This window comes from Kroppenstedtia sanguinis, from assembly GCF_050433445.1.
Classification (GTDB): domain Bacteria; phylum Bacillota; class Bacilli; order Thermoactinomycetales; family DSM-45169; genus Kroppenstedtia; species Kroppenstedtia sanguinis.
On record NZ_JBNPXF010000005.1, the window covers coordinates 66,752 to 87,515 of the forward strand.

The 20,764-nt window shown below is 49.2% G+C and carries 21 protein-coding genes, 1 tRNA gene and 1 pseudogene; 18 read left to right on the forward strand and 5 right to left on the reverse strand.

Features of this window, described 5'->3' with window-relative positions; all coding sequences use genetic code 11:
* Positions 1 to 15 precede the first annotated feature (15 nt).
* The gene (locus JOD24_RS04570; protein ID WP_429246419.1) at positions 16 to 801 is read left to right on the forward strand and encodes an HAD-IIA family hydrolase; all 786 of its coding nucleotides are present in this window, start codon (positions 16 to 18) and stop codon (positions 799 to 801) included.
* 38 nt (positions 802 to 839) lie between these two features.
* Here JOD24_RS04570 and JOD24_RS04575 read toward each other — a convergent pair whose 3' ends face one another.
* On the reverse strand, positions 840 to 2,300 hold the full coding sequence (locus JOD24_RS04575; protein ID WP_429246420.1) for an aminotransferase class I/II-fold pyridoxal phosphate-dependent enzyme: 1,461 nt from the start codon (positions 2,298 to 2,300) through the stop codon (positions 840 to 842).
* Positions 2,301 to 3,060: 760 nt separating this feature from the next.
* Positions 3,061 to 3,687, reverse strand: coding sequence for a YktB family protein (locus tag JOD24_RS04580; protein WP_380164133.1), 627 nt, complete (start codon positions 3,685 to 3,687; stop codon positions 3,061 to 3,063).
* A 287-nt stretch (positions 3,688 to 3,974) separates the two neighbouring features.
* Between JOD24_RS04580 and JOD24_RS04585 the strand changes: the two genes are divergently transcribed.
* The 7 genes from JOD24_RS04585 (at position 3,975) to JOD24_RS04615 (ending at position 9,106) form a co-directional block, all read left to right on the forward strand.
* Entirely contained in the window at positions 3,975 to 4,166 is a 192-nt protein-coding gene (locus JOD24_RS04585) for a hypothetical protein (protein WP_380164131.1), read from the forward strand.
* 134 nt (positions 4,167 to 4,300) lie between these two features.
* Positions 4,301 to 5,806 (forward strand): leucyl aminopeptidase, encoded by a 1,506-nt coding sequence (locus JOD24_RS04590; RefSeq protein WP_380164129.1) that lies wholly within the window; start codon positions 4,301 to 4,303, stop codon positions 5,804 to 5,806.
* A 75-nt stretch (positions 5,807 to 5,881) separates the two neighbouring features.
* Complete coding sequence (locus JOD24_RS04595; protein ID WP_380164127.1) at positions 5,882 to 6,637, forward strand: fumarylacetoacetate hydrolase family protein; 756 nt, start codon at positions 5,882 to 5,884, stop codon at positions 6,635 to 6,637.
* 120 nt (positions 6,638 to 6,757) lie between these two features.
* Positions 6,758 to 7,489, forward strand: a complete 732-nt coding sequence (locus JOD24_RS04600) for a glycerophosphodiester phosphodiesterase (RefSeq protein WP_380164125.1) — start codon at positions 6,758 to 6,760, stop codon at positions 7,487 to 7,489.
* A gap of 124 nt (positions 7,490 to 7,613) precedes the next feature.
* Positions 7,614 to 8,444: a deoxyribonuclease IV gene (locus JOD24_RS04605; protein WP_429246421.1), complete on the forward strand. Its 831-nt coding sequence runs from the start codon at positions 7,614 to 7,616 to the stop codon at positions 8,442 to 8,444.
* Positions 8,445 to 8,474: 30 nt separating this feature from the next.
* Complete coding sequence (locus JOD24_RS04610; protein WP_380164121.1) at positions 8,475 to 8,756, forward strand: YlaH-like family protein; 282 nt, start codon at positions 8,475 to 8,477, stop codon at positions 8,754 to 8,756.
* Between the two features lie 44 nt (positions 8,757 to 8,800).
* Complete coding sequence (locus JOD24_RS04615) at positions 8,801 to 9,106, forward strand: hypothetical protein (protein WP_380164119.1); 306 nt, start codon at positions 8,801 to 8,803, stop codon at positions 9,104 to 9,106.
* 110 nt (positions 9,107 to 9,216) lie between these two features.
* On the opposite strand, the gene JOD24_RS04620 is transcribed toward JOD24_RS04615, so the two are convergent.
* Positions 9,217 to 9,798, reverse strand: a complete 582-nt coding sequence (locus tag JOD24_RS04620; RefSeq protein WP_380164117.1) for a YhcN/YlaJ family sporulation lipoprotein — start codon at positions 9,796 to 9,798, stop codon at positions 9,217 to 9,219.
* A 127-nt stretch (positions 9,799 to 9,925) separates the two neighbouring features.
* Between JOD24_RS04620 and JOD24_RS04625 the strand changes: the two genes are divergently transcribed.
* The 3 genes from JOD24_RS04625 to JOD24_RS04635 all read left to right on the forward strand — a co-directional run bounded on the left by JOD24_RS04625 (position 9,926) and on the right by JOD24_RS04635 (position 11,740).
* A complete protein-coding gene (locus JOD24_RS04625; RefSeq protein ID WP_429246422.1) occupies positions 9,926 to 10,561 on the forward strand; it encodes an MBL fold metallo-hydrolase in 636 nt (211 codons plus the stop codon).
* Positions 10,562 to 10,614: 53 nt separating this feature from the next.
* Complete coding sequence (gene map / locus JOD24_RS04630) at positions 10,615 to 11,397, forward strand: type I methionyl aminopeptidase (protein ID WP_429246423.1); 783 nt, start codon at positions 10,615 to 10,617, stop codon at positions 11,395 to 11,397.
* Positions 11,398 to 11,664: 267 nt separating this feature from the next.
* Positions 11,665 to 11,740, forward strand: a tRNA-Ala gene (locus JOD24_RS04635).
* Positions 11,741 to 12,382: 642 nt separating this feature from the next.
* Here JOD24_RS04635 and JOD24_RS04640 read toward each other — a convergent pair.
* Positions 12,383 to 12,589 (reverse strand): annotated as a pseudogene (locus JOD24_RS04640) (antibiotic biosynthesis monooxygenase family protein); the annotation flags it as partial.
* Between the two features lie 188 nt (positions 12,590 to 12,777).
* Here JOD24_RS04640 and JOD24_RS04645 point away from each other — a divergent pair.
* The 5 genes from JOD24_RS04645 (at position 12,778) to JOD24_RS04665 (ending at position 18,329) form a co-directional block, all read left to right on the forward strand.
* Positions 12,778 to 13,356: a spore coat protein gene (locus JOD24_RS04645; RefSeq protein WP_429246424.1), complete on the forward strand. Its 579-nt coding sequence runs from the start codon at positions 12,778 to 12,780 to the stop codon at positions 13,354 to 13,356.
* Between the two features lie 111 nt (positions 13,357 to 13,467).
* Entirely contained in the window at positions 13,468 to 14,478 is a 1,011-nt protein-coding gene (locus JOD24_RS04650) for a helix-turn-helix transcriptional regulator (protein ID WP_380164111.1), read from the forward strand.
* A 366-nt stretch (positions 14,479 to 14,844) separates the two neighbouring features.
* Positions 14,845 to 16,230 carry a YfcC family protein gene (locus tag JOD24_RS04655; RefSeq protein ID WP_429246425.1) on the forward strand — a complete coding sequence of 462 codons (1,386 nt, stop codon included), beginning with the start codon at positions 14,845 to 14,847 and terminating at the stop codon, positions 16,228 to 16,230.
* Positions 16,231 to 16,304: 74 nt separating this feature from the next.
* The gene (locus JOD24_RS04660) at positions 16,305 to 17,153 is read left to right on the forward strand and encodes a MurR/RpiR family transcriptional regulator (RefSeq protein WP_380164107.1); all 849 of its coding nucleotides are present in this window, start codon (positions 16,305 to 16,307) and stop codon (positions 17,151 to 17,153) included.
* Between the two features lie 30 nt (positions 17,154 to 17,183).
* Positions 17,184 to 18,329 carry a M20 family metallopeptidase gene (locus JOD24_RS04665; protein ID WP_380164105.1) on the forward strand — a complete coding sequence of 382 codons (1,146 nt, stop codon included), beginning with the start codon at positions 17,184 to 17,186 and terminating at the stop codon, positions 18,327 to 18,329.
* A gap of 241 nt (positions 18,330 to 18,570) precedes the next feature.
* Here the strand turns inward: JOD24_RS04665 and JOD24_RS04670 are convergent, their stop codons facing one another.
* The gene (locus tag JOD24_RS04670) at positions 18,571 to 19,113 is read right to left on the reverse strand and encodes a TVP38/TMEM64 family protein (protein WP_380164103.1); all 543 of its coding nucleotides are present in this window, start codon (positions 19,111 to 19,113) and stop codon (positions 18,571 to 18,573) included.
* 232 nt (positions 19,114 to 19,345) lie between these two features.
* Between JOD24_RS04670 and JOD24_RS04675 the strand changes: the two genes are divergently transcribed.
* Positions 19,346 to 20,071, forward strand: coding sequence for a hypothetical protein (locus JOD24_RS04675; RefSeq protein WP_380164101.1), 726 nt, complete (start codon positions 19,346 to 19,348; stop codon positions 20,069 to 20,071).
* A 90-nt stretch (positions 20,072 to 20,161) separates the two neighbouring features.
* Positions 20,162 to 20,764 carry a TlpA family protein disulfide reductase gene (locus JOD24_RS04680; RefSeq protein WP_380164099.1) on the forward strand — a complete coding sequence of 201 codons (603 nt, stop codon included), beginning with the start codon at positions 20,162 to 20,164 and terminating at the stop codon, positions 20,762 to 20,764.

The window sequence follows — 20,764 nt, forward strand, 5'->3', positions numbered from 1 at the left end:
TGAGGAGGAGGGAAGATGGGGCCGAGGGGATATATTTTGGATCTGGATGGAACGGTGTATCTCGGGGATCATCCTGTGCCGGGAGCAGATGTAGCGATCCGGACACTGCGGGCCAGAGGAGATCGGGTGCTCTTTCTCTCCAATAAACCGATTGCCCGCCGAGAGGATTATGTGCGCAAACTGCGAGGGATGGGCATTCCTGCCGAGCTGGAGGAGGTGGTCAACTCTTCTCTGGTGACGGCGCAATATTTTCAGAGGATTTGCCGTTCCGGGGAGAAGGTCATGGTGGTCGGTGAGGAGCCGATCCAAGAGGAGTTGTTGCAACACGGGATCCGGTTGACAGAAGAGCCGATGGAAGCCCGCTATGTGTTATTGTCTTGGGACAGAGGCTTCACCTATAACAAACTGAATCGGGTGTTTCAGGCATGGAAGCAAGGGGCGGAAATCGTCGCCTCCAATCCGGATCGGACCTGCCCCGTTGACGGAGGGGAGCTACCGGATACCGCTGCTTTGATCGGTGCGGTGGAAGCGGTGACCGGTCAACGGGTGGGTCAGGTGGTTGGCAAACCCTCCTCTCTGATGGCGCAAGCCGCCCTTCATCAGCTGAACTTGGAACCGGCTGCCTGTTGGCTGGTGGGGGATCGGTTGGAGACGGACATCCGGATGGCCCAGGAGAATGGCATGGGATCGGTGCTGGTCTTGACTGGGATCAGTACACGCCAGGAGGCAGAGAGAAGTCCCTGGCGACCGGATTATATCTTGGACAGTATGGCCGAGGTGCCTGATCTGAAAATCAAATAAAAATAGCGGGTCGGAATTCCCCACCCGCTATTTCCCGTTTAAAACTCTTTTAACACCTGAACCATACGGATCTGTGGATCTTCAGGTCCCTGTACAGGCAAGCCGGCGTCCCGGTGTTCGGTGATATACTCGATGTTTTCCTGTGTGATCTGTTCTCCGGGAAGCAAGACGGGAATCCCCGGCGGATAGATCATGATAAATTCCGCGATGATCCGGCCGGCGGATTCGGTAAAGGGAACTGGGACGGTTTCTCCATAGAAGGCATCCCGGGGAGAGACCGCCAGCACGGGAACCTCCGGAACCCGAACCGAGTCGACTCGCCCTTGCCTCTCGGTATAAAATTCCTGGGACAAACCCTCCAATGCTTCCACCAATCGATGGATGGAATCCTCGGTATCTCCGGGGGTAATCAGACACAGGAGGTTATACAGGTCAGACAATTCCACCTCGATATTCCATTGTTCCCGAAGCCAAGTCTCCGCATCGTAGCCAGTGATATCCAGGCTGTGCAAATGGATGATCAATTTGGTCTCATCCATGGCATAGGTAGCTTCACCCCCGAGGATTTCCCGACCGACACAGCGAAGTCCGGGGATTTCATTGATTCTCCTGCGGGCGAGATCAGCCAGCCGCAGTGCATCTCCGATCCGCTCTTCTCCATGGGTGGCCAGGTAGCGCCGGGCTGTATCCAGGGAAGCGAGGAGAAGATAGGAAGTGGAAGTGGTGGTCATCATGCTGATCATCGTTTGCACCCGGCGCGGGTGGATCAGACCTTCCCGCACATTCAACACCGAACTTTGGGTGAGGGATCCCCCCAGCTTGTGTACACTGGTGGCAGCCATGTCCGCGCCGGCTTGCATAGCGGACAAGGGTAAATTCTCGTGAAAATGGGTATGCACCCCGTGGGCTTCATCCACCAGGACGGGGATACCCCGGGAATGGGCCAGGTCTACGATCTCTTCCAGGTGACAGGCGATCCCGAAGTACGTAGGGTTGATCAACAAGATCGCCTTGACATCAGGGTGGTGATGGAGTGCTTCTTCCACCCCTTGTAGGGTGACCCCATGGGCAATTCCCAACTTTTCATCCATGACCGGATGAACAAAGATCGGGTGTCCGCCTGCCAAAATCAAGGCGGAGAGAACGGATTTATGAACATTCCGGGGAACGATAATCTGATCTCCGGGATGGCAGACAGACATAACCATCGTCATAATGGCGCCGCTGGTCCCTTGTACGGAGAAGAAGGTGTGATCCGCTCCGAAGGCTTCCGCTGCCAGATCCTGTGCTTCCTGGATGACTCCGTGGGGGTGGTGCAGATCATCCAGGGGTTCAATATTGATCAAATCGATGGATAAGGCTGAATCTCCCATGAATCGGCGAAATTCAGGGTCCATTCCTCTCCCTTTTTTGTGTCCGGGAATATGAAACTGTAGAGGATCTTTCCGCGCATGTGTTTGGAGACGGGTGAATAAAGGAGCTTGTGCTTGTTTGGACACGAAGGTTCTACCTTTCTGAACAAAATATCATGAGGCAAAGTATAGCAGATTGGGCTGGGATGTAGAAAGAGGAAATAAAAAAAACTCCCCTTTGGAGAAGGAGATGGATCCAGCCGGTTTAGAAGTGTTATGATTTACTTCGTTTGCAGATGGTGGATGGGGTTTCGGATGAATCAGAAAATGGGCGGCGGAAGGGAGTCGGGTGCAGGCGTGTTGGTTAGCCATAATTTAGGTAGGAGATAAGGTCGGGATGGTGGGTGGGACTTTGATTTGTCTTTGCACTCTTTGCAAGAGTTCGTAGCCGTCCCACCATCCTCGTTCCCTCAAGCCATATTTTACGATGGGGACAATGGGAAGAGAGAAAAGGTTGTTTCTTTCTCATCAACCACTTTATGATTAAACAACATCCCTGAGTCGTGCTGCTACCCTACCCAGTGTAGAAGTGAAGTCTTATGAGAGGGCGCTTGGGGGCAACATTCATCCTTGTGTTGCTGACCTCCCGGATTCGCCCTTGCCTGCCCGATGGGAAGATTCGGAGCGGACCGTCTACACCTTTTGGGATGGTATCTGAGCGTGGAAGAACAGGATCTTCCCACCTAAAATAGGGTTAATCAACACGCCTGGTTTCACATGACCTTTTGGTTTTTCTACCGATCCAAAATCACTCGATGTGAAACCACCCTTTCTCCAATACTTCAACCCACTTTCGGGACAAACCCTGCTTGTCCAACCGAAGGGTAGCCGCTTTTCATAAATCCCCCTAATGGGAGAGGCGAGCCAGGCGGTATAGAGGTTCCAGAGAAACAAAGGTTTCCCGGATCATCGCTTCCAATTGGGAGGGGTCATGTATCCTCGGATCCTCTCGGCTCCATACCCGGCCACAAAGAAATTCGGCTTTTTTTACGCTCTGGAGTCGCTCCAGCGCCGCTGTTAACCCTTCCCGCCCCAGTTTGCTCAGAGGGTGAACCTCGGGGCGGGTGTGATCGCGGGAAAGGACAAAATCTGAGGGGAGATGGGGCAGAATTTCATCCAGTTGTTGCAAAAGGTTTTGAGCAAATTCCGGTTTGGCGGGATACTCATAGATCAGCGCAAACATAGCAAAGAGTTCGCTCTCCCGGATTCCCAGCTGAAAGTGGGGTTGGGATTTATACCCTCTTTTTTGCGGGGACCAAGCGACCCAAGTTTCATCGGGAGGATGTACGGTCCGTCGGGCATGTTTGGCCACATGGATGAACATCTCTTCCCCGGTCCGACGGGTGAGATAGGGAGCGAGAGTCTCTCCAATCGACGCCAGTTTGGGGCGAATCCTCTCTTTCAATCCTTCCATCCGGGGTTCCAATCCGTCGATGGTGAACACCTCGAAATCCCTGTCCTCAAATCCTTTCATTTTGAATCCATCCTTTCGCCACCCATTGTCCCATTTATATTAACATAATGAACACGAAACCAAAGGTTGGCAAGCGTGTGCGAATACCGTGCCCCTAATCGGTTCGATTGCGTAAATTGATTAGAAAAAATATTCAATAAGGGAGATGGGTTTATTTCCAAAGGGAAGGGGGCATCCTGTAGCCAGAATCAACGGATGCCAAATGTTGGACATCGGTGAAGCTCCCATCAGCCCGGGTGGTGGGAAATTCAAACAAATACCAACCTAAAAAGGGGTGCAGCGTGACCATGGAAGATGTGATCAAGGCCTATCGTTGTCGGGAGCCGGAAAAACGGATCCCTGTCCTTCGTCTTGAGTTGGATTACGAGCTGGCCCTGTTGCATGAGGCGATGGTTGAAAACAATCCCCACCGGGTGGAACAGTGCAAATCCCGTCTGCGGGAACTTCGCCGAGAAATGATGATGTTAGAAGCGTTGTAAAAAAATAAAACAATTCAATAAAGAGGAGCCTTATAGGTCCTTGTCGAAGAAAAAAGTGTGTCTTCTTATCGAAGATACACTTTTTTACTATGATTGAATCCGCGAAATAAATAAAGATGCGGGAGGGATTCCTAATGGAGTGGAAAGTGACCAAGGAAGCTTTGGCAACGTTGGTTACGGACTGTTTGCTGGTGGTCCATACCGAGGGAGAAGACTCCTTGCAGGGTTGCACCCAAGAGGTGGATGCAGCCCTGGATCACCGGATTTCTGGACTGGTGACAGAAGGGGAGATCTCTGGGAAATACGGAGAAGTGACACTTGTTCACAATTGGGGGAAAATCCCTGCCAAACGCCTCTTGGTGCTGGGGCTGGGCAAGTGCAGCAAGCTCGACTTGGACAAGATGAGAAACGGGATGGCCATCGCCTCACGCAAAGCGCGAGCCGCTGGGGTTAAACAGCTGACCGTCGCCTGTTCCCCGACATTGAACAATCGCTGGAATCCGGCTGATTTGGTGCAAGCCGTGGTGGAAGGTTTTGAGTTGGGCGTTTATCGCTATCAGGGATATAAACAGAAACAAGAGCAGGAGAGAGCTCTTGAAACGGTCTGGTTGGTGATGCCAGGGGTGACCGATTCCGCATTTGAAGCGGGTATTGAACGGGGGCGTGTCTTTGCCGCCGCCACCAACACCGCCCGGGATCTTACCTATGAACCGGCTAATAAATTGACCCCCTCCATCCTGGCGGAGCGGGCCTTGGAAATCGCGAATCGACATGGGATTGAGGCAGAAGTTTTAGATGAACAAAAGCTGAATGAGTTGGGTATGGATGCACTTCTCTCCGTTTCCAAAGCCAGCGCGGAGGTACCGCGCATGATTGTGCTCCATTACCGGGGAGCTCCGGAGTCCAAGGAGATTCTCGGCTGGGTGGGCAAAGGAGTCACTTTTGACTCTGGCGGCATCCAGGTGAAACCGGGACGGGGCATGGGAGACATGAAGGGGGATATGGCCGGTGCTGCCGCTGTGTTGGGAGCGATGGAGGCCATCGGGGCTTTGAAGCCTCATTGCAACGTGACCGCCGTTATTCCCACCTGTGAAAATATGATCAACGGCAACGGTTACCGACCGGGGGATGTCATCTCTTCTTTCAGTGGGAAGACGATCGAAATCCATCACACCGACGCAGAAGGCCGGCTGATCTTGGCAGACGGACTAGCTTATGCTCGTCGCTTGGGAGCCACTTCCTTGGTCAATGTGGCCACCTTGACCGGTGCGGTGGTTACGGCTCTGGGATACATCACCACCGGTCTGATGACCAATGATGAGAAATGGGCAGAAGAGGTGAAGGCTGCCGCTCGGGTGGCTGGGGAAAAGATGTGGGAACTACCTTTGTTTGAAGAGTACGAGGAATACCTGAAAAGTGAAGTGGCTGATCTGAAAAATGAAGGGGGTGGCCCTGCTGGCTCCATCCAGGGCGGGATGTTCCTGAAACATTTCGCAGAGAAGACCCCTTGGGTTCATCTGGATATTGCTGGAACGGCGGAATCGAACCAAGAGAAGGGCATTCATCCCAAAGGCTCCACCGGTGTGGCAGTCCGGACTCTCGCCCAATTAGCGATGCAATTTGACAGGCAAATGAAATGATCCATTCTCTATCCATCAGGGGCGTCCATGCCAACCGGCAGGGACGCCTCCTTATACATTGAGGGGGAACTGACGTTGAAAATTCTTCGTTATGAAAAGGAAGGGGAAATCGGATACGGCATTTTACAAGGGGAGCGTATCCAACCCCTGAAAGGGAGTTTGTTCGGATCTTTCACGATCTGTGAGGAAGAGATTCCCTGGCATGAAATTCGGTTGTTGAGCCCGCTGAAGCCCAACAAGCTGATTTTGATCGGTCGTAACTATGTGTCTCATGCCGCCGAAGGGGGAAAACCGGTTCCTGAAGAGCCCCTGATGTTCCTCGCATCACCAACGGCGGTGATCGGTCCGGGAGAGAGCATCCGGTTGCCCAACCGGAAAGACCGGATTGACCATGAGGCGGAGCTGGCGGTGGTGATCGGCAAAAAAGGCAAACAAATTCCTCAGGACCGTGCAATGGAATATATCTTCGGTTATACTTGCGGAAACGATGTTTCCAACCGGGTCCTGCAGGAAAAGGATGGACAATACACCCGAGCCAAATCCTTCGACAGCTTTAAACCCCTGGGACCTTGGATCGAAACCGATCTGGATCCTTCCAACCTCGGTATTCGTCTGACGGTGAACGGGGAGGTCCGTCAGGATGGGCAGACGAAAGACATGATTTTTTCTGTACCGGTTCTGGTGGAAGCGATCTCTGCCGTTTTTCCTCTGGAGCCAGGGGATGTGATCCTGACCGGCACGCCGAGTGGGGTGTCGCCGTTGTTGCCTGGAGATGAGATTCAAGTGAAGATCGAGGGGATCGGATCTCTCAGCAATCGGGTGGAAGGCTAAGACAGGCGGGTCTGGAATGGACACAACGTTTGCAGCTGATTGAAGGCGCGATTCAAGGACGCCAATGCAGCCTGTAACCCAAGTAGATTCGGAAAGCTTTTTAACAAGAAGGGACTATATATGGACTCCATACGTATTTTTGCTCATCGTGGATTTTCTTCTGTGGCTCCAGAAAACACCATGGCGGCCTTTCGAGAGGCGGCGCAGGCCGGGGCGGACGGGTTGGAGTTGGATGTGCACTTGACCAAAGACGGGGAGGTCGTGGTGATTCACGATGAAACCGTGAATCGAACGACCGACGGCGAGGGAAAGGTACGGAAGCTGACCCTGGAGGAGCTCCGCCGTTTGGATGCGGGTAGCCGCTTTGCAAAAGAATTTGCCGGGGAGAAGATTCCCCTGCTCCATGAGGTGCTGGAGTTGGTGGCAGATCGAAACCTGTGGTTGAACATTGAGTTAAAGAACAATAAGTTTCCTTATCCTGGATTGGAGGAGAAGGTGCTGGAACTGATTTCCCAATACGACCTGGCTCAGAAGACGGTCTTCTCCTCCTTTAATCACTACAGTCTACGGCGAATCAAGGAGAAACAACCCGACGCGGATATCGCCCTGCTGTATATGGCTCATCTGATCGAGCCATGGAATTACGCCGCCTGGATGGGAGCGACCTCCCTTCACCCCTATTGGCCTACAGTGACAGAGGAGCTGGTACAGGGGTGCCGGGAGCAAGGGTTGTCCCTTCGCCCCTTCACGGTTAATCAGGCCCGGATGATGGACAGACTGATCCAACTGGATGTTGACGCCATCATCACCGACAAAGTCGATCGGCTAGCAGGCTTGTTGGTAGAGGCGTGAGTCGGCTTTGTTGCGGCGATGAGGGACAAAATGGTATGATGAAGAAGGTTGATGAGGCGCCTGTAAGAGGCGCTTCTTTAATATTTAAGCCCGGCTGGACAGGAATGTCACGGAGGGATTTCACATGCAACTGGGATGTCATGTCAGTGTAGCCAAGGGATTTTTTAAGGCTTGTAAACGAGCTGATGAACTGGGGGCAGGAGCCTTTCAGGTGTTTACAAAAAATCCCCGGGCCCTGCGACCGAAAAAAGTGAACTACGCAGATGCCGAAAAAGGGGTTCAGTTTTGTCGGGAACACGGGATCACTCTGGTGGCTCATACTCCCTACATCACCAACCTATCCACGCCCAAGGAAGATTTGCACGAGGTGACAGTGCGTTCCATCAAAGAAGATCTCCACATCGCAGATACATACGGCGCGGTGGGCGCAGTAGTTCACTGTGGGAAACATGTGGGGGAGGGAGTGGAGTCTGGAACCCGGCGCATGGTGGAAACCCTGAATGAGATTTTGGCAGAGTACGAAGGAAAATGCCTCCTCCTGCTGGAGAACACTGCCGGTCAGGGGAGTGAACTGGGGCTGGCCGTCGATGAATTGGTTCGCATCCGAGAAGCGACGAATCACCCAGAGAAGATTGGATTCTGTTTTGACACCTGTCATGGATTTGCCTCAGGAGCCTGGAAGCCGGATTCTTTCGACCAACTGGTGGACCAAATGAAGGAGACAGGGTATCTGGAGGCATTGGTAGCGATCCACTTCAATGACAGCAAGGTGCCTTACAACTCCCGCAAAGACCGGCATGCCCAGATCGGAAAAGGTGAGATCGGTTCCGAAGGGCTGGCCCGATTTCTTCGTTGCGAATCGTTTCAGGGACTGCCTGTAATATTGGAGACACCTGTGGAAAAAGAAGAAGAATATGCCGAGGAGATTCGCTTCCTTCATCAATTACAGCAATAAAAAACAGTCTGAGGAAGGAGGGGAGCCGGAGTGGAAGAGTGGTTGACATGGTTGCGAAGCCAACCTTTACTCTCCTATCTGATCATCCTGATCATGACTGCTATCGTATACAAGGTAGCCTTTGCCAGAGAATTACCGATCCTCAAATCTGTGCTGGTTTATCTGGTGTTGGCTGTGGGCTGTGTCATGTTTTGGGTCATGTTTATCCTTCGGTTTCCGATCATCCAAATTCTTGGGGTCACTCTGATTATGATTTTATTAGCCCGAATTCGGATGTGGATGGGAAACCGGGAAAAGAAAGCCGATCAATAACCGGCTGAGAAAACGGGAGTCCATGAGGAAAGGGGAAGACGCTTTTGAATCTGAAAGAAGCGCTGCTGAATTGGCTGCAGATTCAGGTGGTTTGGGAAGCCAGGCCCCAGGATCGGTCGGCAGAGGATACTGCCCGCTTTTTTTATCAGATTCTGACGGAGGACCACGGGGTTGAAGAGATCCGTGTGGAACGGGAAGAGGATGGATACCAAGTGGCATATCGCCGGGAAGGGGAAGAGCATCACCTTCGCCTGGACCGGCTTCAGGTGGAACATCTTCTCGCCAGTATCGAAGCAGAGCCCCGATATGGGGGAGACTTTCAACCGCCAGGGAAGTCATCCACAGAGTGAGGATTCTTTCCTGATGATTCGGACCAGCCAGCGCCTAGTGAAGGATTGTTGCTTTGCGACTGAGCAAGGATACTATGGAAAACCGACGGCTGTCCGCCGTCGGTCAAAGTTCAGGGATTCTGTTGTCGGGCGGGTTTGGGATTCCGGGTTTGGTTTTGTCTTTCCTGATCCGTTCGAGAAGGGGTTTCTTCCCGCTTGCGAGTTTCCTTGGATGGCTGGGGAGCGATCCGTCCGGCGATCTCCGCTAACTCATCTGTCAGCCCGGTGAGGGGGCGTCCTTTTTTGACATCATCGGAGAGTTCGCGGATACGTTGCACCAAATCTGGGTCTGCGGTTACCAAGGCATTGGCCCCTTGAGGATCGTCTTCCAAAGCTTCAGCGACGGAGTATTTCACTGTCGAGGATCGAGCGCGATCCAAAGTCGGATCCAGATCGAGACCCACGATGGTATATCCACCGACAACCAGAGCAGTCGCTCCTTCCACCTGGGGCATCCGGTTGGCGATCGTTACCAAGCGACGGGCGACGGCCTGATTATTTTGGCTATGCCGGGGCTCAGGAGCGGTCTGTTTCACCCGTTGTGTTTGAGGCATCCCCGGCGCTGGTGCCGATTCGTTGGCAGGGGGTTTGTTCGCCGGTTGACAGCCCATCAAAAGTCCAAAGACCAAAGCCAAGGTCATAATTCGTATCATGGCTACCTCCCTTTCCACGGTTGGTGGTTAGCCATATTGTTACCGAAGGAAGGGAAAAGCATGTATGATCCGGCAAGGGGTCTATTCTTTGCAAAGGAAAAAAGACTCGGCGAGGAGGGAGAAGAACATGCAGGTGGAAAGTTTTGTTTTGGGACCGGTGATGACTAACTGTTACCTGGTTTATAAAGAAAAGGGGGAATCCGGTCTGGTGATCGATCCCGGGACCGGGGCGGAAGAAGTGGTCAGACGGATCCAGACCCTGAATCTGAATATCGAGGCGATCCTGTTAACCCATGCCCACTTTGACCATATCGGAGGCTTGGAAGAAGTGCGTGCTGCTACGGGTGCACCGGTCTATGTTCATCCGCAGGAGGCAGAGTGGCTGCTGGAACCGGAGCTGAACGGATCCACTCTGTTTCCAGTAGAGGAAGTACGCTGTCGTCCTGCCGAAAAAGCAGTAGAAGGTGGGGAGCAACTGACGTTGCTGGGCGAAACCTTTTCCGTGTTTCACACTCCGGGGCATTCTCCAGGTAGTGTCAGCTATCGTGCTGAAAACTTCATCTTCAGCGGTGATGTTCTCTTTTCCGGATCCATCGGAAGGACAGATCTTCCAGGCGGGGATTACAAGACCTTGATGCAGACGATCGATCAGGTCATCATGGAACTGCCTGAAGAGACGGTGGTCTATTCTGGTCATGGTCCCGTCACCACCGTCGGGAGGGAACAGGATACCAACCCTTTTGTGATTGGCGGCTTGGAATAGAGGGTATATTGTACAAAGAGATATCAATCGGAATTAAGAAGAAGGTTTAAACTATGACAGTTGAGAGCAAAAATGATGTGGACGGACTCAAGGAAGTTGGCAGAATTGTTGCGTTAACAATCAGTGAAATGAAACGTCAAACACGTGTAGGAATGACAACCCAAGAACTAGATGAGATTGGAGGGCAGTTTTTAAGAAGACATGGAGCGGTTTCTGCACCTCAGTCTACTTATAATTTTCCTGGAAACACTTGCATTAGCATTAACCATGAAGTCGCTCATGGAGTACCAGGAAATCGGAAGATCCAAGAAGGCGATTTAATAAATATTGATGTCTCCGCTGAGTTAAATGGTTACTTTGCCGATGCAGGTCAGTCTTTTCAGATACCTATGGTTGGTCCTTCTTTAACGCGTCTCTGTTTACGGACACAGGATACCCTGATGAAGGTCATCTCTCAACTAAGACAGGGTGTGAAGATGAATGAGATTGGAAGGATTATTCAAAGTGAAGCTCGGAAAAGTGGCTACAAGGTAATTATGAATTTGTGTAGTAGTCACGGAGTCGGGAAAGCCCTGCATGAGAAACCTGATGATATATTGCCTTTTTATGATCCGAATGATCAGCGTGTATTAGAGGAAGGCTTAGTGATCGCTGTGGAACCTTTTTTAACCACTGAAGCACAGTTTGTAGATGAAGGTCCCGATGGATGGACGTTATCCGTTCCCGATGATAGCTGGTGCGCACAACACGAGCACACCCTCATTATCACTAAAGATCAACCGATGATTACAACTGTGGATAGATCTCCATTTTCGGTTGTCTATAGTAACAAATAAACGAAATACGAGAACAATATAAACGCTTGAAAGAAACTTCAGGCGTTTATATGCATCCTTAATGCTTTAACCTCTTTTTTGATCCGTTGTGTGAATCGTGAATCCGGTTAGCTTCTTTGTGGAATAGCTTAGACCAATGCAGATCTTACTCAAGGAGGGAAGGAGGACATGGTGGTTTGTGGTGGCGACTTAGAATAAGAAAAAATCCTTTGACAAACGCTGCTTTTTCGGTATAATATAAGATGTTGTCAAGACGATATAGAATACGGGGCATTAGCTCAGCTGGGAGAGCGCTACACTGGCAGTGTAGAGGTCAGCGGTTCGAGCCCGCTATGCTCCACCATTTCAAACCCTTGCGATGGCAGGGGTTTTTATAATGTCTGAAAAAAAGCCGAAAACAGGGAGTCCTGTTTGTCCGTAGTGTCCCCATCGGCAGAATTAAATCCATGCATGTATCGTGTCCGCTGTAATAAGGGGTATCAACGTGTCCCCCGACATGCGGTACGAGAAGCGTTTTAGCATTGGCACGCAGATCTATTCGCTGGGAATTTACGGGAAAACTTGACACGCTTGCGTTTTATAATGGTAGGCTTTTATTTATAATCAAATTATACGAGATCGAGTCAATGTATGCGCTTTATCTAATAGCATCTGTTTTTTTACTGTTTAAGGATCGGAGGTGAATTCATGCTGAAATTGAACTTCACTTTGTGAATGCGCAACAAGATGACACAGAGATGCAGCAGACCATATTAATCACTGAAATTATCCAGGAGATTATTCGGTATCTAAAGTGGAACTCAAGGAAGATTTATCATATTTTGCTCGATTTGTAACACACTTGAAGTTTTTTCTAGATGTCTCTTCTTTTTCTCGTCTAGGGTACTTCATAAGAGAATGATCTCTCAATTGCGAGTCACCTCAGGCGAGTCCTGGGGATAGTTGATCATGGAGATTACAAGGTGAGCGGTGCAGTTGTAAGGGGACTTTTTTCCCATTGTTTCCAGTGGGCTTCCGATTCCCAACGGATCATGATCACAACTACTTCTTGGCCACGTCTGGCTTTTTGTTTCATAATCGTTAGATCGATAAAGCCTTCTTGTTGTTCCATCAGGCCTTCCTTGCTGAATTTTTCCGTCACTTGGTCCGCATATCCCTCTGTTACAACCATTTTTCTCAACATGATAAACACAAGGATCACCCCATATTTGATAATGAGATTCGTTATCGACTATAGGTGTCATATGGGTAAATGTCAAGGGACTCTCCCATCCTCTCCCGTCTAGGAGGCGGTCCCACTTCACCTGGGTAACCGGGAATGAATGAGAATTTTTCCTCAGCACAAGCTACACCTAACCACCCATATAGGAGGACGATTGGATGCAACTGGCAGGACATGAAATACACGATCTGCATGAACTGACGATGAGCTGTGTCAATTCTATTACCAACATGGGTTGCTTTCTGGCCCAAGCCCAGGACCCGGGACTGCGGGAGATGATTCAACGGCACTTCCCCTACCATATCCGGGATTACAACATCAAGACGGAATATCTGAAAAACGCCCAAGGTCCTACGAAGGAGTTTCCCGTACCGGATTTAAACCCTGTGCTTCAATCCTTTACACAATCTCCTACCGCCGTTCAACCGGTGATGCCCCGAACCCAGGTGCCGCAGTTTAATGACCGGGAGATTGCCACAGCCTATCTATTAACCTTGAAACGGGCGGGCAGGGAATATGCTTGGGCAGCCATGGAAATGTCCCATCCGGAGCTTCGCTCATTTTTGGAAGACGCCTTCCGGATGAGCTGTCGTCATGCATATGATGTGTGGCAATGGATGGTTCAAAAGGGATATTATCCGCTGGAACCTGCCTCCCAAAGTGCTCAAACCACGATGGCGGGAATGTATCAGGAGGTGCCGGAGTCAAATCCGGCGATGACACCAGTGACGCAGTGACACATCCTTTAACTGGCAACCCAAAGGTTGCCGGTTTTTGAATGAACTGAAAGAATGGATCTCCTCCGAATAAATAAATACAGGTAAAAAGAACTGGAGGAGGCGACGGGGATGGAAGCCAACAATAAAGCACGATTACTCAAGTTGAAGGAGATATTGGATCGAGAAACGGATGAAGAGCATCAGTTGAGTCTCAAAGAGCTGGAACAGAGACTAAAAACGGAATTCGGCCCTGATTTCGGAGTGGGCCGCAAGGCGTTGAGAGGGGATTTGGAAACTTTAAAGGATCATGGCTTTGATCTGATCGAAAATGACGGAAAGCAAGGAAAGAAACTGTACAGTTACCAGAATCGTCTGTTTGAATTGCACGAGCTGAGAATGTTGATCGACGCCGTGGTGTCGGCTCGGTTTATCTGCCGGGAAGATTCCAAGCGACTAATAGATAAACTGAAAACCCTTACCAGTCGCCATCAAGCGAAACAGTTGCAGAATGAGATCTACCTGGATCATACGATCCGCAGTGAGAGTCGCAACCTGCGGTACGCGCTGGACAAGATTCACAATGCGATCTTTGAGCGGAAGATCCTGCGTTTTAAATACGGCCGGTATAATGTGATGAAGGAGATTGAATGGGGGCGGAACGGGAATTTCTATGAGGTAGAACCCTACTTTCTTGTCTGGAAACAGGATTACTATTATCTGGTGGGGAAGTTTGTTCTGGACGGAAAAATCAAGCATTATCGGGTGGACCGGATGAATGAAGTAAGCTTGACGACGAAGCCCTTCAAAATGCCCAACGTCAATGTAGCGGAGTACATAAACAAGGTGTTTCACATGTTTTCCGGTGAGGAGATGCAGGTGAAGATTCGCTTTCACAACAAACTGATCAATGTGATCATCGATCGTTTCGGAAAGGATGTCCCCCTCACCAGAGCAGATGATGAAACCTTTATCATCCATACCACTGCCACCGTCAGCGAAGGTCTCGTCAACTGGATTATGACCTGGGGCGGAGATGCCGAAGTGCTGTCACCACCGGAGTTGGTGGATCGGGTCAAGGAAAAAGCAGCCCAGGTGTACGCTCTCTACCATCAAGAGGCGTCGGTGGAAGTCCATGGCTGAAGGTGGATCGCAGGTGAACAAATGAATCCCATAAGAAAAAAACGTAGTGGACCTACAGGTTGTCGGGAAATTCTCGGCAACCTGTTTTTTGGAGAGGAGAAGGAAAATAGGAGGAGAGATCGGAGCTACCCTATCATCCCGTCTCTCATTATGAATAGATCAAAGCTGTCTGAAGGGACATAAAGACGCGGTAGGTCCAACAATGGGATGATAAACCTGCACCCTCGTCAAGGTCTCAAGCTATGTATGACAAATTATACTTGTCTAAACAATGCGAGTATGTTAGTGTTTCTTTAATGAATCAAATACTTCGTGTTTATCAATTATGAAGTATTTGATTCATCCAAAAAGGAAGGAAGTGTTTATATGAAAGAGAAACATAAATTCTCAATGCCAGATGCCTTTGTGATCTTATTTGTTATGCTGATCCTAGTCTGGCTGGCCAGTTATATTATCCCGTCAGGCCAATTTGACAAAACGGAAAACGGGACTGTAGTACCTGGGAGCTACTCCCAAGTTGAATCCGAATCTTTAGGGTTTATGGATGTGTTTTTATCTATACATGAAGGACTTGTCGAATCAGCAAATTTGATTTTTTTGGTTCTGATTATGGGAGGTGCTATTGCGGTAATTGAACAACCTGGTACCATCAACTCAGGAATCCGTGTCCTGGTTGATAAAACACGCGACAATAAATACTTGCTTATTGGAGTTGTTAGCTTAATATTTGGCATTATCTCTACAGTCGGTGTAAGCGCTAACGCCGTTATTGCTTTTATACCGCTAGGGATTATATTTGCAAAAGCATTAAATTTGGATGCTATAGCAGGTGTGGCTATTGTTTATTTAGGATATTTTGCCGGGGGCGCCGCTGCGGTGTTTGACCCAATCATTCTAGGGGTTGCTCAGGAAATAGCCGGTCTTCCTTTGTTTTCAGGGGCCATGTTTCGGGTTTACATTTTCATAGCGCTCATCATTTCTACGATTATTTATGTAGTAAGGTATGTTAAAAAAATCTCTGATGACCCATCCAAAAGCCTTATGGGAAGCCGAAGATTCGCCGACCAGACAGTAAATGACGAAACAGATAAAGAGCCACCTTTTTCACTGACACATAAACTGATTATTGTTTTCTTCTTTTTATGCATAGGCATATTTGTTTATGGTTCTCTAACATGGGAGTGGGGTGTCAACGAACTAGCGGCTATATTTTTAATCAATGCAATTGGAAGCGCCATCATTGCCAGAATCAGCCCTAATTTGTTCGTGAAGACATTCATGAAGGGTGCCAAAAATATTTTGTATGGGGCGCTAATTATAGGGTTGGCCCGAGCGATTATTATTTTGATGGAAAATGGACTTGTTCTGGATACGATCGTCAATATGGTTTTCATTCCCTTAAGTCACTTAACTCCCATGTTGGGAGCGATCGCGATGTTTCTGTTCAATCTCTTTTTCAATATTCTTGTTCCTTCTGGAAGTGGTCAGGCTGCTATTGTTATGCCATTAATGACCCCTTTGGCTGATATGCTTCATCTTACAAGACAAACAGCAGTGGTTGCTTTTAAATTGGGTGATGGCATTACCAACATGATTACCCCTTTTTCCGGAGTGTTAATGGCGGTACTCGCTATTGGCGGCATTCCGTTTACGAAATGGATCAGATTCATTTTCCCACTTGTAGTCATATGGTCAGTGATTTCAATAATTTTTGTAATGATTGCGGTAGCCACCGGATATGGGCCATTCTAAAAAGCCATATGACACCCATGATAAAATTGGTTATCATAAGGTGAAATGAGTCTAAATGTAAAGGATGGTACTCGATGAGCGGCCCATCATTCGAAGAGCTGGTTAAATTACATTATGATGAATTATCATCCGGGAAACAGCGTGTAGCGAAGTTTATGCTGAATTCCTTGGAAGAAGCCAGCTACAGTACAACTGTTCAATTGCAAAAGAAGATTGGAGTAAGTGAAACAACAATTATACGCTTTGCTTATGCGCTGGGTTTTAATGGGTTCTCGCAAATGCAAAAAGCGATACAACGTGAGATCTTGTCTGGTAATTCTCAAGGGGATGATGAGGAGAGTGGGGATGTAGATGGAGATAAAAAAGTATACGCCGATATTATAAAAAAAGATATCGCTATCCTACAAGAAACAATAAAACAACTGCAAGTAGAGGATCTTGAAAAAGCTACCGAATTCATAGGTAATGCTGAAAAAGTATTGGTGGTTGGCCACCATACTGCCTATGCTGCAGCTTATTGGTTTGCGGCTACATTAGGATTGATGCTCCCATCGATCCAATTAGTCGATCAAAAAAATGCCTACCAGGAATTGTTGAGAGTAACAGACAAAACAGTGATTGTAGCGATCTCTTTTCCGAGGTACCGGAAGGATACGTATACGATTACGAGCAAAGCAAAAACGGGAGGCTGTAAGGTAATTGCCATTACTGACTCCGAATTGGCTCCGATTAGCCGTTTAGCGGATGTAAGCTTATTGACAAAGACGAACCGTGATGAGAGTGGTTACAACGGTATTTCGCCTGTGATTAGCTTACTAAATGTGTTAATTGTCGGTGTAAGACAAAAAAAGCAGAAGGAAATTAGTAAAAGGCTCCTGAAATTAGAGTCATTTTACGAACAGGATGATTCACTATTTGAATAGGCTATATTTAAACACTGGAGTGATGGGAACATGAATGAAATATATCAATGGATTAAAGGCCGTGATTCGGAAATTTTGTATGATATTGAAAGATTGGTAAAAAAGGAATCACCTACTTTGGAAAAAAAATTTGCTGATCTGTGCAGAGAAGAGATTCAAAAACTGTTTGCTGACCATTTGAATGCACAACCGAAGATATATGAAGATGATAAATTTGGGAATCATCTGCGTTATCAATTTGGCGAAAGTGACTCGCAGATTCTAATTACTTGCCATTACGATACCGTATGGGATCAAGGCGAACTTTCCTATTATGTGGACGGAAATAAGGCATTTGGTCCGGGGATTCTGGATATGAAAGGAGGGCTTGTCATTGCAATTTGGGCGTTGAAGGCATTGAAGGAATTGGATATACCATTAAAAAATAAAAAAGTTGTATTTTTCTGCAATAGTGATCATGAAGGAGTAGCCTCACCGCATTCGCGTAAAATCATAGAATATGAAGCGAAAAAAAGTGATGTCGTCCTTGTTCCTGAAGCGTCCGCTTCCTATACCAATGCTTTGAAGACAGAAAGAAAAGGGATCCTTCGCTATAAAATTCATGCATCAGGAAAAGCAGCACATGCCGGAAATAACCCTGAAGATGGCGTGAATGCCATTGTGGAGCTGGCGAATCAAGTCAGGTTCCTGGACGGATTGACAGATTATTCACTGGGGACAACCGTAAATGCCGGCAGGATAAAAGGGGGTACGGGAGTCAATGTTGTCGCCGATCAAGCAGAGTTGGACATAGATGTGCGTGTAAAAAGCATGCAAGAAGCTAACAGAATAAAGGAAATCATAGAGTCCCTAAAACCATATAATGATAAAGCGACAATTCATATTGAAGGCGGTATCGTGCGCCCCAGCATGGAAAAAACAGAACAAACCGAAAAACTGTTTGCAATTGCTAAAAACTGTGGCAGTAAATTTGGATACGAGGTTCAAGAAGCGTCTGTAGGAGGGGGAAGCGATGGAAGTTTTGCTGCCGCCTTGGGTATACCAACATTGGATGGCCTTGGTGCTGCAGGTGTAGGCCCTCATGCAAAAGAAGAGCATATATTGATAGATCACCTATCGAAGCGGGTTGCTTTATTTGCGAATCTCCTGAGTGAGATTGATCAATCATGGAGTTAAGAGCCGGAACACAAAGTAAATCCGTAGAGTAGCAATGAAAAATGTAGCGACCTTTTCCCGATGTTCTATAGGGAAAAGGTCGTCTGTTTTTTTCTGGAAACCTACTTTGCTGTAGAAGGTAATGTATTCCTCGATAGCTTGGCTAGTTTCTTCGGAGGTCATTTTTCAGATGGGAGAAGAGGGATTCCATACACAACCATATCCTCAGTGCGAGTAGACCCCTCATATTCCATATGATTATTCATCTTCTCCTCCAGGTCCACCAGACCCCGATTAATACCACCAACACCAATCCCAGCCGCAGGCTATGCTCACGGATTTGGATCAAGTCATGAGCGATGAGAACCTCCAGAGCGGTGGAGGGAAGTTTGCCGAGAGCGGTGGCCAGAAGGTAATCCCCGAACCGAATGCAGGTCAGGGCACCGAGTATATTGATGGCGCCGGCAGGGACGAAGGGGAGAAGACGGGCAGAGAGAAGGGAGAGGAATTGCCGCCTTCGAGGCCAGTGATTCAGAGAGCGAACCCAGCGCCAGTCAGGAGAATCCTTACCGGTTCCTCCTCGGTACCCACGACGCAAGAGGAGAAAGGCAATTCCGGAGCCCAATACTTCTCCCAGCCAGGCGAGACTGCCACCCGCCAGAGGACCCCAGAGCAATACAAAAACCCCGGTGACTACAGCACCGGGAATCACCCCTAGAATATTGAAGAGAATGCTGAACAAGAGCGCGACGAATACGCCCCATCCGCCAAAGGAAGCAGACCATTGGATGAGATCCTGGATCATGATGAAGGGAGCCTCCCCGTTTCCTTTGCTCTCATAATATAATAGAAAGTGATTGTCGCCTATGGCTGGTCTGACCTCATCCCATAGGCGTTTTTCACAGAAACACCACAAGTGGTGGTTACAATGGGATGGGAGAGACGACACTGGATGTTAAGATAGGGGATATACTGTAGTCATCCCTCGGGATGGTCGATGAGGAGCGGGGAATGTTGTCCTTACCAGGGGGAATCCGATGTTGACAACTGATGTCCTGCCTTGGGGTTCCATTCTGATCCCAGTCAAGTGGTTGGCCTTGTGGGCTTGCATTGCCATCGGTGGCAAAGTGGCGACCCTGTTGGAGCGGGATTCCATGGAAAACAAGGTGAAATGGTCGGAACCCTTTGTCCAGGCGGCACTGTTGTGGTATATCCTGTGGAGATGGAGCCCGGTGTTGTGGAATCCACAATCCATTGTGAACCACCCCTTGTCTCTGCTTTATATGTCTGGCACAGAGAAGGGACGGTGGTTAGCCTGGCTGTCGGCGGGGGGATTTCTTGTGTGGGTGGCCCGTAAGTCCAGTGCCGGGTACCGTCGGTTGTTGGATGCGGCGGCCGTCACGGCGCTGGTGGCGGGGGTGGGACTCTCCCTTCTCTTTGTCCGGCTGGGGGATCCCACGACGCTTCCCTGGGGAGTCTCTCCGGAAGGATACCAGCAGATTTACCATCCGATCCATTTTTACCGGGCGGCGGTTCTGATGGCTGTCGGGATCTGGATGTGGCAGGGACGAAGCCGGCTTCGGAAAGGCGAGAGCTTTGCCCGGATTGCGACGGCTGTGGGAGTGGGATTGTTGATCATCTCCTATGCCGACCGTTATCCTGTCACCGGGCTGTGGGGTCTTTCCGGTGAACAATGGGCTTTTGTGGCATGGGCCGGGGTCGGATGGGTCGCGGGATGGAGAATGGGCAGGGAGCGTTCCTGAACAAGGTAGCAAGGGCCACTGAGTAGAAAATGGTCTGGGGTGGAATGAGGAGAACGTCTCCGCTACGATTATTTTTGAGGAGGGAATGGTATGGGTTACCGTTGGCGCGACATCCTGATCGGGATCGTGATTCTGGCAGCGATTGCCGGTGCGATCTGGATGGGGCTCGACAAGGATGACGGTACGGAAGAGGCGGTTGAGCAAAGGCAAACCGAAGGCACAAAGGAAGAGCCCTCAGGTGAAACCACGAAGGCAGCAGGGGAAGAGCAACCGGAAGAAGGCTTCCAAGCCCCTGACTTCACACTAAACACCTTAGACGGAGACAAGGTCACCTTGTCCAAAAATGAGGGAAAGCCCTCTCTGATCAATCTGTGGGCCTCTTGGTGTCCGCCGTGTAAGATGGAGATGCCTTATCTGCAGAAGGCCTATGAAAAGTATGGCGATCAGGTGAATTTTCGTATGGTGAACCTGACTAGCCTGGACAACAAGGACAAGATGATCGACTATTTAAAGGAAGAGAAGTTCACCTTTCCTGTTTTATTAGACGAGACGGGGAAGGTGGGTCAGAAATATATGGCCTTTGCCATCCCTCAGACCTACATTGTGGATGAAAAAGGGCAGGTCATTCATAAGATCACGCGAACGATGACCGAAGAACAGCTGGAAGAAATCATGAAGGAATTGACTTCCTGA